Source organism: Streptomyces seoulensis, from assembly GCF_022846655.1.
GTDB lineage: Bacteria > Actinomycetota > Actinomycetes > Streptomycetales > Streptomycetaceae > Streptomyces.
This window is the reverse complement of sequence record NZ_AP025667.1, coordinates 1759972-1774993: the sequence shown is the minus strand read 5'-3', so window position 1 is coordinate 1774993 and position 15022 is coordinate 1759972. Positions and strand designations below refer to the sequence as shown.

At 72.4% G+C, this 15022-nt stretch carries 11 protein-coding genes; 3 read left to right on the top strand and 8 right to left on the bottom strand.

Annotation, left to right across the window (positions count from 1 at the left end):
- Positions 1-5: 5 nt before the first annotated feature.
- The 7 genes from HEK131_RS08125 to uvrC form a co-directional block, all read right to left on the bottom strand.
- Positions 6-1217 carry a phosphoglycerate kinase gene (locus HEK131_RS08125; protein ID WP_217463810.1) on the bottom strand — a complete coding sequence of 404 codons (1212 nt, stop codon included), beginning with the start codon at positions 1215-1217 and terminating at the stop codon, positions 6-8.
- A 144-nt stretch (positions 1218-1361) separates the two neighbouring features.
- On the bottom strand, positions 1362-2372 hold the full coding sequence (gene gap / locus HEK131_RS08120) for a type I glyceraldehyde-3-phosphate dehydrogenase (protein ID WP_217463809.1): 1011 nt from the start codon (positions 2370-2372) through the stop codon (positions 1362-1364).
- Positions 2373-2669: 297 nt separating this feature from the next.
- Entirely contained in the window at positions 2670-5633 is a 2964-nt protein-coding gene (locus tag HEK131_RS08115) for a M14 family metallopeptidase (protein WP_244334225.1), read from the bottom strand.
- Between the two features lie 174 nt (positions 5634-5807).
- Positions 5808-6797 carry a DNA-binding protein WhiA gene (gene whiA / locus HEK131_RS08110; protein ID WP_130437364.1) on the bottom strand — a complete coding sequence of 330 codons (990 nt, stop codon included), beginning with the start codon at positions 6795-6797 and terminating at the stop codon, positions 5808-5810.
- Positions 6788-7882, bottom strand: coding sequence for a gluconeogenesis factor YvcK family protein (locus HEK131_RS08105; protein ID WP_217463807.1), 1095 nt, complete (start codon positions 7880-7882; stop codon positions 6788-6790). Before HEK131_RS08105 ends, whiA begins: the two co-directional genes overlap by 10 nt.
- A complete protein-coding gene (gene rapZ / locus HEK131_RS08100; protein ID WP_244334224.1) occupies positions 7879-8880 on the bottom strand; it encodes an RNase adapter RapZ in 1002 nt (333 codons plus the stop codon). Before rapZ ends, HEK131_RS08105 begins: the two co-directional genes overlap by 4 nt.
- On the bottom strand, positions 8877-10982 hold the full coding sequence (uvrC, locus tag HEK131_RS08095; RefSeq protein WP_244334223.1) for an excinuclease ABC subunit UvrC: 2106 nt from the start codon (positions 10980-10982) through the stop codon (positions 8877-8879). The genes rapZ and uvrC overlap by 4 nt, the downstream gene beginning before the upstream one ends.
- 324 nt (positions 10983-11306) lie before the next feature.
- Here uvrC and HEK131_RS08090 point away from each other — a divergent pair, with 324 nt between their 5' ends.
- Positions 11307-12254, top strand: coding sequence for a hypothetical protein (locus HEK131_RS08090; protein WP_244334222.1), 948 nt, complete (start codon positions 11307-11309; stop codon positions 12252-12254).
- Between the two features lie 37 nt (positions 12255-12291).
- Here HEK131_RS08090 and HEK131_RS08085 read toward each other — a convergent pair whose 3' ends face one another.
- Positions 12292-12714, bottom strand: a complete 423-nt coding sequence (locus tag HEK131_RS08085; RefSeq protein ID WP_244334221.1) for a Rieske (2Fe-2S) protein — start codon at positions 12712-12714, stop codon at positions 12292-12294.
- A gap of 265 nt (positions 12715-12979) precedes the next feature.
- Between HEK131_RS08085 and HEK131_RS08080 the strand changes: the two genes are divergently transcribed.
- Positions 12980-14101 (top strand): LacI family DNA-binding transcriptional regulator, encoded by a 1122-nt coding sequence (locus HEK131_RS08080; RefSeq protein WP_244334220.1) that lies wholly within the window; start codon positions 12980-12982, stop codon positions 14099-14101.
- Positions 14098-15009 (top strand): carbohydrate kinase family protein, encoded by a 912-nt coding sequence (locus tag HEK131_RS08075; RefSeq protein WP_244334219.1) that lies wholly within the window; start codon positions 14098-14100, stop codon positions 15007-15009. The genes HEK131_RS08080 and HEK131_RS08075 overlap by 4 nt, the downstream gene beginning before the upstream one ends.
- Positions 15010-15022 lie beyond the last annotated feature (13 nt).

Genomic DNA, 15022 nt, shown 5'->3' with positions numbered 1-15022 from the left:
CGGGGTCAGTCCTCCAGTGCGGCGAGGCCGGGGAGCGTCTTGCCCTCGAGATATTCGAGGGAGGCGCCGCCGCCGGTCGAGATGTGGCCGAATGCGTTCTCGTCGAAACCGAGCGTACGCACCGCGGCGGCGGAGTCGCCGCCGCCGACGACGGTGAAGCCGTCGGAGTCGACCAGGGCCTGGGCGACCGCCTTGGTGCCCTCGGCGTAGTCGGGGTGCTCGAAGACGCCCATCGGACCGTTCCAGAAGACGGTCTCGGCGTCGGCGAGCTTCGAGGCGTACAGCTCGCGGGTCTTCGGGCCGATGTCGAGACCCTCCTGGTCGGCGGGGATCTTGTCCGCGTCGACCACGGTGTGCCGGGAGGGGGCCTTGGTCTTCAGGTCCGGGAACTCCGGGGAGACCAGGACGTCGACGGGCAGGACCAGCTCCACGCCGCTCTTCTCGGCGCGCTCCATGTACTCCTTGACGACCGGGATCTGGTCCTCCTGGAGGAGGGAGATGCCGACCTCGTGGCCCTGCGCCTTGAGGAAGGTGTAGGCCATGCCGCCGCCGATGAGCAGGCGGTCGGCCTTGCCGAGCAGCTCGTCGATGACGGCGAGCTTGTCGGAGACCTTGGCACCGCCGAGCACGACGACGTAGGGGCGCTTGACGTCGTCGGTGAGCTTCTTCAGGACGCCGACCTCGCGCGCGATCAGGTAGCCGGCGTAGTGCGGCAGCCGGGCCGGGAGGTCGTAGACGGAGGCGTGCCCCCGGTGCACGGCGCCGAAGCCGTCACCCACGTACACGTCGGCGAGGGCGGCCAGCCGGTCGGCGAACTCGCCGCGCTCGGTGTCGTCCTTGGAGGTCTCGCCGGGGTTGAAGCGCAGGTTCTCGATGACCGCGACCTGGCCGGGCTCCAGGCCGTCGACGGCCGCGTGGGCGGCGGGGCCGACGGTGTCCTCGGCGAAGGCGACCGGCGTACCGAGGAGTTCGGCGAGGCGCTCGGCGACGGGCAGCAGCGAGAAGGCCGGGTCCGGGGCGCCCTTGGGACGGCCCAGGTGGGAGGCGACGACCACCTCGGCGCCCGCGTCCGCGAGGGCCTTGATGGTGGGCACGACGGCACGGATGCGGCCGTCGTCGGTGATGGTCCCGTCGGCCAGCGGCACGTTGAGGTCGGCGCGGACGAAGACCCGCCTGCCGCTCACGCCGTCGGCGAGAAGTTCGTCGATCGTCTTCATTGAGTGGACTCCTGGAGAGGGCTCGTGGTGCCCCTGATCGTAAGAGGGCGTGGTCCGTGCGTGAGACAGGGCCCGGACAGCGCGGCCGTGCGCTGCCCGAGCCCTGCTCTCACTTCAAGGTCCTGCTGTGTCCGATCCGGTGGATCAGAGCTGCTCGCCGACGAAGACCGTCAGGTCCACGAGGCGGTTGGAGTAGCCCCACTCGTTGTCGTACCAGCCGAGGATCTTCACCGTGTTGCCGTCCTGGACCATGGTCAGGGACGAGTCGAAGGTGCAGGAGGCCGGGTCGCCGACGATGTCGGAGGACACGATCTCGTCCTCGGTGTAGGACAGGAAGCCCTTCAGGGAGCCGTCCTCGGAGGCCTTCTTGAACGCGGCGTTGACCTCGTCCTTGGTGACCTCGCGCTGCAGCTCCACGACCAGGTCGGTGGCCGAGCCGGTCGGGACCGGGACGCGCATGGCGATGCCGTCCAGCTTGCCCTTGAGCTGCGGCAGGACCAGCGCGGTGGCCTTGGCGGCACCGGTCGTGGTCGGGATGATGTTCTCGGCGGCGGCGCGGGCACGACGCAGGTCCTTGTGCGGGAAGTCAAGGATGCGCTGGTCGTTGGTGTACGCGTGCACCGTGGTCATCAGACCGCTGACGATGCCGAAGTTCTCGTCCAGGACCTTCGCCATCGGCGCCACACAGTTGGTGGTGCACGAGGCGTTGGAGATGACGTGGTCCTTCGCCGGGTCGTACTTGTCCTGGTTGACGCCCATCACGATGGTGATGTCCTCATCCTTGGCCGGAGCCGAGATGAGGACCTTCTTGGCGCCGCCGGCCAGGTGCTTGGCGGCGTCGTCACGCTTGGTGAAGATGCCGGTCGACTCGATGACGATGTCGACGCCCAGCTCGCCCCACGGGATGTCGGCGGGGTTGCGCTCGGAGAGCACCTTGATGGTGTGGCCGTCGACCGTGATGGTGTCGGCGGTGTGGGTGACCTCGGCCTTGAGGCGGCCCAGGATCGTGTCGTACTTGAGCAGGTGCGCCGTGGTCGCGGTGTCACCCAGGTCGTTGACAGCCACAACCTCGATGTCCGCACCCTGCTCCAGCAGAGCGCGGAAGTAGTTACGCCCGATGCGGCCGAAGCCGTTGATGCCTACGCGGATCGTCACGAACCGATCTCCTCGTTGGTACGCCGGCTATGCGGTGCCGGCGAGCTGTATTTGGGATGTCCCCGACCACCCACGACCCTACCCCTCCGCAGCCCCTGGGGTGACATCGAGATGGCGCATACACGGGCAGGCGTTCCGTACCCGTCAGTAGGGTACGGACCGCCCCGGAACGGCGGTGGATTCACTCCTATTTGTCATGGAATGACGGGCACCGCCGACGCGCTTTTCACTCGTTCGTGAGCGGGTTGGCTCACCTGATGCGGGGCCGCCGCGCGCACCGTTGAGAGGGGGTCTCGCTCACCTGTCGAGCGCGGCCAGCGCCTTGCGGACGAGGGCGGTCCGCTCGGACCCCGACACCACCTGATCCAGGCCGAATCCGAGCAGCACGGTGTCGTCGGTGGTGACGGCTCCGTAGGTCTGGAAGAGGGCCCCGGTCCGGGTCCAGTCCTTCAGCACCGCGGGGCTGCCGGCCGGGGGTCCGGCGGCGCGCCAGGGGCCGAGGGAGGTCTCGAACCCTTCCGTCTCCTTCGCGGTGCCGCCGGTGACGAGCGAGGCGTCGTCGGCGAGTACGCCGTGGCCGCCGGTTCCGGGGTCGGTGATGTAGGAGAGGGACACCTCGACCGTCCTGCCCGCGTAGGCGCTCAGGTCGAAGTCCACCCGCTGCCAGCCCGCCGACCGGCCGGTGAGGCTGTGCCAGCGGCCCGTGGTGCCGGTGGCCGCGCAGGAGTTGCCCGACAGCGTCAGGTAGTGCCGGAGCCAGGGGTGCTCCTCGACCAGGAACCCGGCCCCGCACTCGGCGGGCACGGCGTCGGTGGTGGCACCGCCCGCCTCCGGCAGGGTCGTCCAGTCCTCGGCGCCCACGGTGTGGACCTCCACCACCGCGTGGTCGTAGCCGCGCTCGGTGTCCCACAGCAGCCGGGTGCCGAACGCGGGCCGGTCGGCGGCGGTGACACCGGTGAGGTCGACGGTGCGGGTGAGGCGCTTGTAGGAGTCGTCGGTGTGCACGGCGGCGGCCATGTACGAGCCCGCGTACGGCCCGTACGGGTTGACGGCACCGGCGAAGCGGCCCGCGCCCGCGCTGCGGAACCGCGGGTACCGGTCGGCGGGCAGCTCGTCCGAGGTGACCCCGTAGGCACCGGCCGCGTCGAGCGGGTCGCCGGGCGCGTCCCCGAGCGCGGCCGTGGCGCCGTTCAGCGCGCCGGTGCCGGTGACGCCGGTGACGCCCGTGGTGGAGGTCCGGCTGTAGGCGCCCAGGTAGTACTGGCTGAAGTCGTCGGAGAGGTTGCCGCCGCCGAGGTCCACGTCGCCTCCGGCCTGCTCGCCGGCCTCGATCAGCCTGCCGCCCTCGTTGAGGTACGCGCGGAGCTGGAGCTGGGTGGCGTTGCCGGGGCCGTCGGGGCCGGAGTAGTGCACGACGGTGCGGAAGTGGCCGAGTACGCCGAGGGCGTCGGGGGCGCCGCGCCGGGCGGTGTCCCACACCAGGGGCCTTCGTCCGGCAGCCTTCAGGGCGTCGGCGTAGGCGCGGGCCCGGGTCGCGGGCGCGCCCTCCTCGGCGACGACGAGGGTGTCGGCGGCGGCACGGTCGGCGACGGTGTAGGTGAAGTGCGGGCCGGCCGTCCCGCGTCCGTCGCGGCCGGTTCCGGTGGACCACACCTCGACCCGGTCGCCGGGCCTGCCGCCGGGCACCTCGGCGCGGTACTGGTCGAAGTGGAGGTTGTCGTCGCCGCCGTAGTTCTCGCCGCCCTTCCAGGGGCGCAGGGTCCGCTCGTGCGGGCGTCCGCCGTTGACGCGGTACACCAGCCGCTTGTCCCGGACCGCCTTGCGGGCGACGACGGAGACCTGCTGCCCGGTACCCCGCGCGTAGGAGGTGGTGAAGGCGGCCGGGGTGAAGTCGGGGGCGCTCAGACCGACCGAGGAGACGGGCCGGTCGGGGTGGGCGGCGGTCTCGGCCACGGACAGCGCGAACGGCACGTTCTTCTCGAACTCCCGCTGGATCAGCTTCTCGTCGTCCGGGAAGGTGAAGACCGAGCGGCAGTCGTCGGGGTTCCAGGAGTCGTCCGGGTCGGACTCCGCGGCGCTCTCGCAGGTGGACATCTCGGGGGTGAACATCGCCATGCCGTTGACGTTGGCGGCCTGTCCGTCGGCCTCGCCGTTGGTGGTGTACAGCTCCGAGGAGACCTGGGAACGGTAACCGGGGATCGCCGGATTGTCGGGCGTTCCGGCCAGCGCCTTGTAGAGGACGTCGTCGGGGGTGTCGGTGGCGACCTGCCAGCCCACGCCGTAGAGGAGGAGCTCGGCGGCGGAGTGGTAGTTGATGCCGTACGCGAACCCGACGCGCTTCTCCAGCGCGTCCAGCGCCCGCGTCTCGGGCTCGGAGCCCGCGCTCGGGCCGCGGTAGGTCTCGCTCGCGGGGTTGGGGGACGAACCCTCGTCGTCGTAGCCCCACTTGTAGCCGAAGTTGCGGTTGAGGTCGACGCCGTCGCCGGTGCCGATGACGCCGTCGCCGTTGACGTCGCGCAGGTTCTTCCGCCACAGCCGGGTGCCGGAGTCCTTGAAGGTGTAGTCGTAGCCGTCGGGGTTGGCGGACAGCACGAACCACAGCTCGGTCGTGTCGACGAGCTTCCTGATCCGTCTGTCCGAGCGGTAGTTGTCCAGGTAGTGGTGCATCAGGCGCCGGGTCATCTCCGGGGTGATCCACTCGCGCGCGTGCTGGTTGGACATGTACAGCACGGCGGGCCGGGAGCCGTCCTTCGAGGTCCGGGCGTTCCTGGTGACCTTGAGCGCGAGGATGTCCTGGCCGCCCACCGTGCGGCCGATGGACTCGACCTTGGCGAGGCCGGGGTTCTCCCGCGCGGTGCGCACCAGCTCCTCCCTGAGCCCGCCGCTGCCGCTGTACGGGCGGAACACGCCCTGGGCCGCGGCCCTGACGCGCTTCTCGGCGCCGGTCGGCAGGGTGCTCTCGGTGAGGCGGACACCCTGCTCACCCAGGCGGCGGGCCTGCCGGTCGGTGAGGTAGACCTCGACGGCGGTCCGGCCGCGTGCGGCCACCCGCTCGCCCAGCTCGTGGGCGTCCTGCCCGGCCCTAAGGAGCAGGGGCACCTGGGCGCGGGTCACCTCGGCCCGGAAGACCTTGACCTCGTCACCGCCGGCGGCGGGCGTCGCGTCCCGCGCCTGGGCGACGGGCGTGAGGCAGGCCGCTCCGGCCAGCAGCGCCCCGACGGCGAGGACCGCCCTGGCCCCGGGTCTCGCTCCGTGTCTCATGAACCCCCCTCGCGGTGGTCCGCCACAGCGGCGAACAGGTTGCCAGGCTCATGTCACTGCATGATCGAGTCAAGAGCGCCCCAAGGACACGCGAAACGCCGGTGCCGACCACCCGAACGGGCGGCGGCACCGGCGTCTGCGCGGTCCTTCTCATGGCCGAGCCGGGCCTGCGGCTCAGCCGACGAGGTTGTCCGCCAGCTCCTCCGAGAGGTTGGCCTCGGTGCTGGGGATGCCCAGGTCGGAGGCGCGCTTGTCGGCCATCGCCAGCAGCCGGCGGATGCGCCCGGCGACCGCGTCCTTGGTCAGCGGCGGGTCGGCGAGCGCGCCCAGCTCCTCCAGGGACGCCTGCTTGTGCTCCATGCGCAGCCGCCCGGCGGCGGCGAGGTGCTCGGGCACCTCCTCGCCCAGGATCTCCAGCGCCCGCTGCACCCGCGCCCCGGCGGCCACGGCGGCCCGCGCCGAGCGGCGCAGGTTGGCGTCGTCGAAGTTGGCGAGCCGGTTGGCGGTCGCGCGGACCTCGCGCCGCATCCGGCGCTCCTCCCAGGCGAGCACCGACTCGTGCGCGCCGAGCCGGGTGAGCAGGGCGCCGATGGCGTCACCGTCACGGACGACGACCCGGTCCACGCCCCGCACCTCGCGGGCCTTGGCGGCGATCGAGAGCCTGCGGGCGGCGCCGACCAGCGCGAGCGCGGCCTCGGGGCCGGGGCAGGTCACCTCCAGCGAGGAGGACCGGCCGGGCTCGGTGAGCGAACCGTGCGCCAGGAAGGCTCCGCGCCAGGCCGCCTCGGCGTCACAGGTGGCGCCGGACACCACCTGCGGGGGCAGACCCCGGATCGGGCGTCCCCGGCCGTCCACGAGCCCGGTCTGGCGGGCCAACTGGTCGCCGCCCGCCACGACCCGCACCACGTAGCGCGAGCCGCGCCGCAGCCCGCCGGGCGCCATCACGATCAGCTCGGAGCTGTGGCCGAAGATCTCCAGGATGTCCCGCTTGAGGCGCCGGGCCGCCATCGCGGTGTCCAGCTCCGCCTCGATCACAATGCGCCCGCTCACCAGGTGGAGGCCGCCGGCGAACCGCAGAATGGCGGAGACCTCCGCCTTTCTGCAGCAGGTCCGGGTGACGGGGAGCCGGGAGATCTCGTCCTTCACCGCTGCCGTCATCGCCATGGGCCGATCCTTCCATGCATCCGAAAAATACGGTCGTACGCGGCGGCCAGCAGCTCCGGATCGTGCCGGGGAGTTCCGTCGGTCCGGGCCACCGGCGCCAGCTCGACCGCGGCTCCCAGCCGCTTGGCGGCCTCGGTGAGCGAATCGCGGTCGGGCACGGCCGCCTCGTCGGCCAGCACCACGTCCAGGGCGAGTTTAGGGGCGTGTCGCCCCAAAACCTCCAAATGACGCTGCGGGGAGAAGCCCTCTGTTTCGCCGGGCTGCGGAGCGAGGTTCAGGGAGAGCACCCTGCGCGCCTTGGTCTGGGTGAGCGCGTCGAGCAGTTCGGGCACCAGCAGATGCGGGATGACCGAGGAGAACCAGGAGCCCGGCCCGAGCACCACCCAGTCCGCGTCCAGCACCGCTTCGACCGCCTCCGGCACGGCGGGCGGGTCGGACGGCACCAGGTGCACCGACTGCACCTCGCCCGGTGTCAGAGCGACCGTCGCCTGCCCGCGGACGGTGTCCACGTCCTCCGGCCGCTCCGGGTCGTGCCCCTTGACCAGGGCCTGCAGCTCCAGCGGAACCGCCGACATGGGCAGCACCCGGCCGTGCGCGCCGAGCAGTCTGCCGACCAGGTCCAGCGCCTGCACATGGTCGCCGAGCTGCTCCCACAGGGCGACGATCAGCACATTGCCGACCGCGTGGTCGTGCAGGTCGCCCTGGGACTGGAAGCGGTGCTGGATGACCCGGGCCCAGGTCTGGCCCCAGTCGTCGTCCCCGCACAGCGCGGCCAGCGCCTTGCGGAGATCGCCGGGCGGCAGCACGCCCAGCTCGTCGCGCAGGCGCCCGCTGGAGCCGCCGTCGTCGGCGACCGTGACGACGGCGGTGAGGTCACCGGTGATCCGGCGCAGCGCGGCGAGGGAGGCGGACAGGCCCATGCCGCCGCCTAGGGCGACCACCTTGGGCTGGGCCCCGCGCCTGCGGGGCCGCGCGCCCCGGACCTCCACGGGGCGGGACGCGCGGGCCTCGACGCCGGCACGGCTCAGACGCCCCTCGGGAACCACGCGGCGCAGGCCGCGCAGCCGCCGTGTACGTTCCGTCATTCGCGTCCCATGTCCCGGTGCACGACCACCGTCTCCACGCCCTCCGCCGCGAGGCGCGCGGCGAGCTTCTCCGACATGGCGACCGAGCGGTGCTTGCCGCCCGTACAGCCGATGGCGATGGTCACGTACCGCTTGCCCTCGCGGCGGTAACCGGCCGCGATCAGCCGGAGCAGCTCGGCGTACCGGTCGAGGAACTCCTTGGCGCCAGGCTGGTTGAAGACGTAGGAGGCGACCTCCTCGTTGACCCCGGTGAAGGGGCGCAGCTCCGGGACCCAGTGCGGGTTGGGCAGGAACCGCATGTCCGCGACGAGGTCGGCGTCGACCGGGAGGCCGTACTTGAAGCCGAAGGACATCACGGTGGCCCGCAGCTTGGGCTCCTCCTCGCCGGCGAACTGGGCGTCCATCTTGGCGCGCAGCTCGTGCACGTTGAGGCTGGAGGTGTCGATGACCAGGTCGGCGTCGCCGCGCAGCTCGCGCAGCAGCTCGCGCTCGGCGGCGATGCCGTCCACGATGCGGCCGTCACCCTGGAGGGGGTGCGGGCGGCGCACCGACTCGAAGCGGCGCACCAGGGCGTCGTCGGAGGACTCCAGGAAGACGATCCGCCGGGTGACGCCCCGGCTGTCGAGGTCGGCGAGGGATTCGCGGAGGTTGTCGAAGAAGCGGCGGCCGCGCACGTCCACGACGACCGCGATCCGCGCCACGTTGCCCTGGGAGCGGGCGCCCAGCTCCACCATGGTGGGGATGAGGGCGGGCGGGAGGTTGTCGACGACGAACCAGCCGAGGTCCTCCAGGCACTTCGCCGCCGTCGAGCGGCCCGCTCCGGACATGCCGGAGATGATCACCAGCTCGGGGATGGGCGCTTCGTTGGCCGCTGCCGGCGTGACGTCCGTACTCACCTGTGCTCCGTTGTCCTGTTCCGCTGCCCGTGGGTGACTGTCGTCCGTCGCCGCCTGGGTGCCTGCCCGCTGGGCCGTGGGCCGTGCCTGGTGCTCGGTCATGTCTCCTGCCCCCGTCGGTCGTCCGGGAGGCCCGCGCTCACGGACTCTCCGGAGGAACCGCCCGTCGTGTCGGGTTCCTCTTCCTCAATGATCTCTCCGGTCGCCGTGTTCACGGCGGGCGCGGCCGGGGCCGAACGGGCGAGAGCCACGGCGATGGTCTCGGCCGTCTTCCGGCCTATGCCGGGTACTTCCTGGATCTGTTCGAGCGTGGCGGCGCGCAGCCGCTTGACCGAACCGAAGTGCTTGATGAGGGCCTGCTTGCGCGTCTCGCCGAGGCCGGGCACCTCGTCCAGGGGGCCGCTGCGCAGCCGCTTGGCGCGTTTGGCGCGCTGGTAGGTGATGGCGAAGCGGTGGGCCTCGTCGCGCACGCGCTGGAGGAGGTAGAGGCCCTCGCTGCTGCGGGGCAGCACCACGGGGTCCTCCTCGCCGGGCACCCAGACCTCTTCCAGGCGCTTGGCGAGGCCGCACACGGCGATGTCGTCGATGCCCAGCTCGTCCAGGGCCCGCCGGGCGGCGGCGACCTGCGGGCGTCCGCCGTCGACCACCACGAGCTGGGGCGGGTAGGCGAACTTCCTGGGGCGGCCGTCGTCGTCCTTGGGTCCGGCGAAGCCGTCGTCCTCACCGGTGGCAGGGGCGCCGTCGACCGGGTGGGGCGTGCCGTTCACCGGGGTGTCCTCGGCGCCCGCCCACTCGCCGGAGCGCTCCTTCTCCGCCAGATAGCGGCGGAAGCGGCGGGTGATCACCTCGTGCATGGAGCGGACGTCGTCCTGACCGGCGAAGCCCTTGATCTGGAAGCGGCGGTACTCGTTCTTGCGCTGGAGGCCGTCCTCGAAGACGACCATGGAGGCCACCACGTCGTCGCCCTGGAGGTGGGAGATGTCGTAGCACTCGATCCGCAGGGGGGCGCTGTCGAGATCGAGGGCCCCGGCGATCTCCTCCAGCGCGCGCGAGCGGGTGGTGAGGTCGGAGGCGCGCTTGGTCTTGTGGAGCACGAGGGCCTGCTGGGCGTTGCGCTGGACGGTCTCCATCAGCGCCTTCTTGTCGCCGCGCTGCGGGATGCGCAGCGAGACGTTGGCCCCGCGCCGGACCGTCAGCCACTCCTGGACCGGCTCGACGGGGTCGGGCAGCGCCGGGACCAGCACCTCCTTGGGCACTGAGTCCCCGGTCTCCTCGCCGTAGAGCTGCTGGAGGGCGTGCTCGACGAGGGCGCCGGTGGTGATCTCCTCGACCTTGTCGGTGACCCAGCCGCGCTGGCCGCGCACCCGGCCACCGCGCACGTGGAAGATCTGGACGGCGGCCTCCAGCTCGTCCTCGGCGACGGCGATGAGGTCGGCGTCGGTCGCGTCGGCGAGCACGACCGCGTTCTTCTCCATGGCCTTCTTCAGCGCGCCGACGTCGTCGCGCAGGCGGGCGGCCCGCTCGTACTCCATCTCGTCGGACGCCTCGGCCATCTGCCGCTCCAGACGGCGGAGGTAGGTGCCGGTGCGGCCGGCCATGAAGTCGCAGAACTCCTCGGCCAGCTCGTAGTGGTCCTCCGGCGAGATCCGGCCGACGCAGGGCGCGGAGCACTTGCCGATGTACCCGAGCAGGCAGGGGCGGCCGGTGCGCTCGGCGTTCTTGAAGACACCGGCCGAGCAGGTGCGCACGGGGAAGACGCGCAGCAGCAGGTCGACGGTGTCCCGGATCGCCCACGCGTGGGCGTACGGGCCGAAGTACCGCACGCCCTTCCTCTTCTGACCGCGCATCACCTGCACGCGCGGGAACTCCTCGTTCATCGTCACCGCGAGGTACGGGTAGCTCTTGTCGTCGCGGTACTTGACGTTGAACCGGGGGTCGTACTCCTTGATCCAGGAGTACTCCAGCTGAAGCGCCTCGACCTCCGTGGACACCACGGTCCACTCCACGGACGCGGCGGTGGTGACCATGGAGCGGGTGCGCGGGTGCAGGTTCGCCAGGTCCTGGAAGTAGTTCGCCAGGCGCTGGCGCAGGCTCTTCGCCTTTCCGACGTAGATCACCCGGCGGTGCTCGTCTCGGAACCTGTACACCCCCGGGGAGTCCGGGATCTCGCCCGGCCTGGGGCGGTAGCTGGAGGGGTCGGCCATGACTCACACCCTACTGGCGAGCGCCGACACCGCGCCGGGCCTGTGGACAAGGGTGACGACGCCGGCGGGGGCGCCCGACCAGCCTGTGGACAACGGTGGCGGCCGGGGTCCCGAGGCGTCACGATCCAGGCCATGGCGTCGCCCGGGGTGTTGTCGGGGTCTGGTCAACACGCTTCAATGCGGGGGAACTCGGGGCCGCGCACTCGGCGCACGCGAACGGCGTGCCCGCACGCGAGCGCGCCCCCGGAGCCCCACGGGGTGGCACACGACCCCGCACCGCGGTCTGACCAGCCGTGGTGACACCTCACAGAAAGGCTTCTGTGCATGCCGCATGTCACAGAGCACCCGGACCTCGCCCCAGCCGAGCTGGAGACGGCCCTGCGGGGCGGTCCCTTCCATGTGGCGCTGCGTGCCGCGATAGCCGCTCGCGGGCTGCCGCTCCAGCGCGTGCAGCACCATCTCTCACGCCACGGGGTGAAAGTCGGCGTGACCAGCCTCAGCTACTGGCAGCAGGGCGCCCGCCGCCCCCAGCGCCCCGAGTCGCTGCGCGCCGTGCGCGCGCTGGAGGAGATCCTCCGGCTGCCGGAGGAGTCCCTGATCAGGCTGCTGGCCGAGGCGCCCGAGCCGGCCGACGGGGACCGGCCGGCGCCCCGCTCCTACCGCTCCCTGATCGAGGCGTCCGACACGCTGGACCGGCTCCGGGCGGAGCTGGACTGGTCCGCGGACGGCGGCATGCACACCCTCGGCCACAGCGAGCGGGTCCGCATCGGGGGGCGGCGCGAGCTGGCGAGCCGCGAGTCCGAGCACATCGTGCGGGCCCACCGCGACGGCGTGGACCGCTTCGTCGCCGTGCACCACGGCGACCCCGGCTGCCGTCCGGACGACATGGCCGTCCAGGCGCTGGAGAACTGCCGCACCGGCCGCGTCCGGCTGGACCGGGACACCGGCGTCCTGGTGGCCGAGCTGCTCTTCGGCACCCGGCTGCGCACCGGCGACACCTTCCTGTTCCGGTACGGCATCACCGACGGCACCGCCGACGCCTCGCACGAGTACGTCCACCGCTTCGGCTCACCGGGCGGTCAGTACGCGCTGCAGGTGCGCTTCGACGCGTCCGCGCTGCCGGCCCGCTGCCACCGGTTCACCCAGTTCTCCCCCGCGGCACCCCGCGCGGGACGGCAGGAGCTCGCGGTCAGCGAGCCGCACCGCAGCGTCCACGTGGTCGAGCCGCGGGTGCGGCCGGGGACGGTGGGGATCGCCTGGGAGTGGGAGTGATCCCCACCCGCTCCGAGCGGGGGGGTGAGCAAAGCCGTCAGGCGGCCGGGCCGGCGACGATCCGGCCGTCCGAGACCTTCACCGGCAGCTCGGCCAGCGGCTCGGTCGCCGGCGCCTGGACGACCTTGCCGGTGACGGCGTCGAACTCGCTGCCGTGGCAGGGGCAGACCAAGGTCGTGCCCCGCAGCTTGTTGATCACGCACCCCGCGTGCGTGCAGACCAGGCTGTACGCCTTCAGGCCGCCCGCGGCGTCCCGGCTGACCACCACGCCGTGATCGCGGTAGAGCTTCGCCGCACCCTTGGCCACCTCACCCTCGGCCCCCAGGTCGACGGAGGACGTGGCCGCCGAAGCGGCCTGCTCCCCGGGCGCCGAGCAGGCGGCCAGACCGAGTCCGGCGACCGGCGCCACGGCGGCTCCTCGAAGGACGGTACGACGGCTCGCGGACGATCGGGCGGGCATCGGTGTCTCCACAGGTCAGGGGGTGTGCAGGGCGACCTTATCGGGGCGCAGGGGGCGCATCCGGGGCGGGGCGGGCGCGGGGAAAGCCCGGGCGTGGGGGTGTCTCCGGGCACGGGAGTACGCGTAAGCGCTTGCGCAAGCGTTTACGCGCGAGTGGCCGATGGGATACTTTCCCGCCCGGAGGACCGCGGCGAGCGCCGGGGTCCGCCTCCCCGGCCGTTATCGGACGGGGACGGTCAACTTCACACCTCGGAGGGGAAGCGCGATGCCCACCATGGCCGACGTGGCCCGGAGCGCCGGTGTCTCCGTGGCGACCGTCTCCCACGTGCTCAACGGCACGCGCCCGGTGCTCCCCCACACCCGGCAGGCCGTGCTGGACGCCGTCGACGCCCTCGGCTACACGCCCAACTCGCTCGCCCGGTCCCTGGTGACCTCACGGACCCGCTCCATCGGGCTCGCGGTGTCGGCGATCAGCAACCCGTACTTCACGGAGATCCTCCAGGGCGTGGAGGCGGCCGCGCTCGAAGCGGGCTACAGCCTGCTGATCGCGGACCCGCACGACGACCCCGAGCACGAGCTGAAGGTCGTCCAACTGCTGCACGAGCGGCGGGTGGACGGCATGATCGTCGCTCCCTCGGCCGAGCCCGGCGATCTCGTGGCCTACCTCCGCCGCCAGTCCGTGCCCACGGTGCTGCTGGACCGGGTGCTCGGACCCACCGGCCCCGAGGGCGACCTCCTCGGCCAAGAGCCCTTCGACCAGGTCTGCGCCGAGAACTCGGGCCCCATGGCCGAACTGGTCAGCCACCTCGCCACGCTGGGACACCGGCGGATCGGCCTGGTCGCCGGGCTGCCGGGGCTCAGCACCACCAGTGAGCGGATCGCGGGCTACCGGCAGGGCCTCGCCGCCGCGGGGCTGGCCCTCGACGAGGAACTCGTGGTGTCCGGCAGCTCCGAGTCCACCGGTGCCGAGCGGGCCACGGCCGCGCTGCTCTCCCTGCCCGCTGCGCCCACGGCACTGGTCACGGCCAACAACGCGATGACGATCGGCGCCCTGCGCGCTCTGCGCGGGCGCGGCCTGAGCGTGCCCGGTGACATCGCCCTGTGCTGCTTCGACGACTTCGCCTGGGCCGATCTTTTCGCGCCCCGGCTCACCGCGATCGCCCAGCCCAGCCGGGAGATGGGCGCCCGGGCCGTCCGGGTCCTGCTGGACCGCCTGGCGGAGCCGGACCGGGCGACCGGGACCGTACGGCTGCCCTGCGCCTTCGTCCACCGCGCCTCCTGCGGGTGCCCGGAGCCCCGGCCGGGCGACGCCGAAGCCCCTCCCCCGGCTGATGCCGGGAGGAGGACAGAACCAACCTCGCAGTCCGAGAAGGGAACCACCTCGTGATCGTCGTCGCCGGTGAGGCACTGATCGACCTGGTACCGCAGGGCCGTGGCGCCCTGGCCGGCCTCCGACCGGCGCTCGGCGGCGGCCCGTTCAACACCGCCGTGGCCCTCGGCCGGCTGGGTTCGCCGACCGCCTTCGCCTCGCGCGCCTCGCACGACGCCTTCGGCGAGGCCCTGCTCGACGGACTCCGGCAGGCGGGGGTGGACGTGTCCCGGGTGCAGCGCGGTCCCGAGCCGACCACGCTCGCGGTGGCCACCATCGACTCCGGCGGCTCGGCGGCGTACTCCTTCTACGTCGAAGGCACCGCCGACCGTCTCTACACCGCACCGGCCGCCCTGCCCGAGGGCACCCGCGCGGTGTCCTTCGGCACCTGCTCACTCGTCCTGGAGCCGGGGGCGAGCGCCTACGAGGAGCTGATGCGGTCGGCCGCCGCGCAGGGCCTGTTCACCGCGCTCGACCCCAACATCCGGGCGGGGCTGATCCCGGACGCGGATGCCTACCGCGAGCGTTTCCGGGGCTGGCTGCCCTCGGTGACGCTGCTGAAGCTGTCCGAGGAGGACGCCGAGTGGCTGGGCGGCACCCCGCGCGAGTGGCTGGCCGCAGGACCCTCGGCCGTGGTGGTCACGCGGGGCGGCGACGGCCTCACGGTCTTCACCGCCGACGGCTCGGAGCACCGAGTACCCGGTGAGAAGGTCGAGGTCGTGGACACCATCGGTGCCGGGGACACGGTGAACGCGGCCCTGCTGCACGGGCTTTCCGCCCTGGACGCGCTCTCCGCGCGAGCGCTCGCCGCGCTGGGCCCGGACGCCTGGCAGCGGCTGCTCGGCTTCGCCGCGCGCGCGGCGGCGATCACCTGCTCGCGTGCGGGTGCCGAGCCTCCGTACGCGGCCGAGCTGGGCGAGCTGTGACCGGATGAACGAC

Coding starts and splice junctions, on each gene's coding strand:
- HEK131_RS08125 (WP_217463810.1), bottom strand. CDS start 1,217: ATGAAGACGATCGACGAACTTCTCGCCGACGGCGTGAGCGGCAGGCGG.
- HEK131_RS08115 (WP_244334225.1), bottom strand. CDS start 5,633: ATGAGACACGGAGCGAGACCCGGGGCCAGGGCGGTCCTCGCCGTCGGG.
- whiA (WP_130437364.1), bottom strand. CDS start 6,797: ATGGCGATGACGGCAGCGGTGAAGGACGAGATCTCCCGGCTCCCCGTC.
- HEK131_RS08105 (WP_217463807.1), bottom strand. CDS start 7,882: ATGACGGAACGTACACGGCGGCTGCGCGGCCTGCGCCGCGTGGTTCCC.
- rapZ (WP_244334224.1), bottom strand. CDS start 8,880: ATGACCGAGCACCAGGCACGGCCCACGGCCCAGCGGGCAGGCACCCAG.
- uvrC (WP_244334223.1), bottom strand. CDS start 10,982: ATGGCCGACCCCTCCAGCTACCGCCCCAGGCCGGGCGAGATCCCGGAC.
- HEK131_RS08090 (WP_244334222.1), top strand. CDS start 11,307: ATGCCGCATGTCACAGAGCACCCGGACCTCGCCCCAGCCGAGCTGGAG.
- HEK131_RS08085 (WP_244334221.1), bottom strand. CDS start 12,714: ATGCCCGCCCGATCGTCCGCGAGCCGTCGTACCGTCCTTCGAGGAGCC.
- HEK131_RS08080 (WP_244334220.1), top strand. CDS start 12,980: ATGCCCACCATGGCCGACGTGGCCCGGAGCGCCGGTGTCTCCGTGGCG.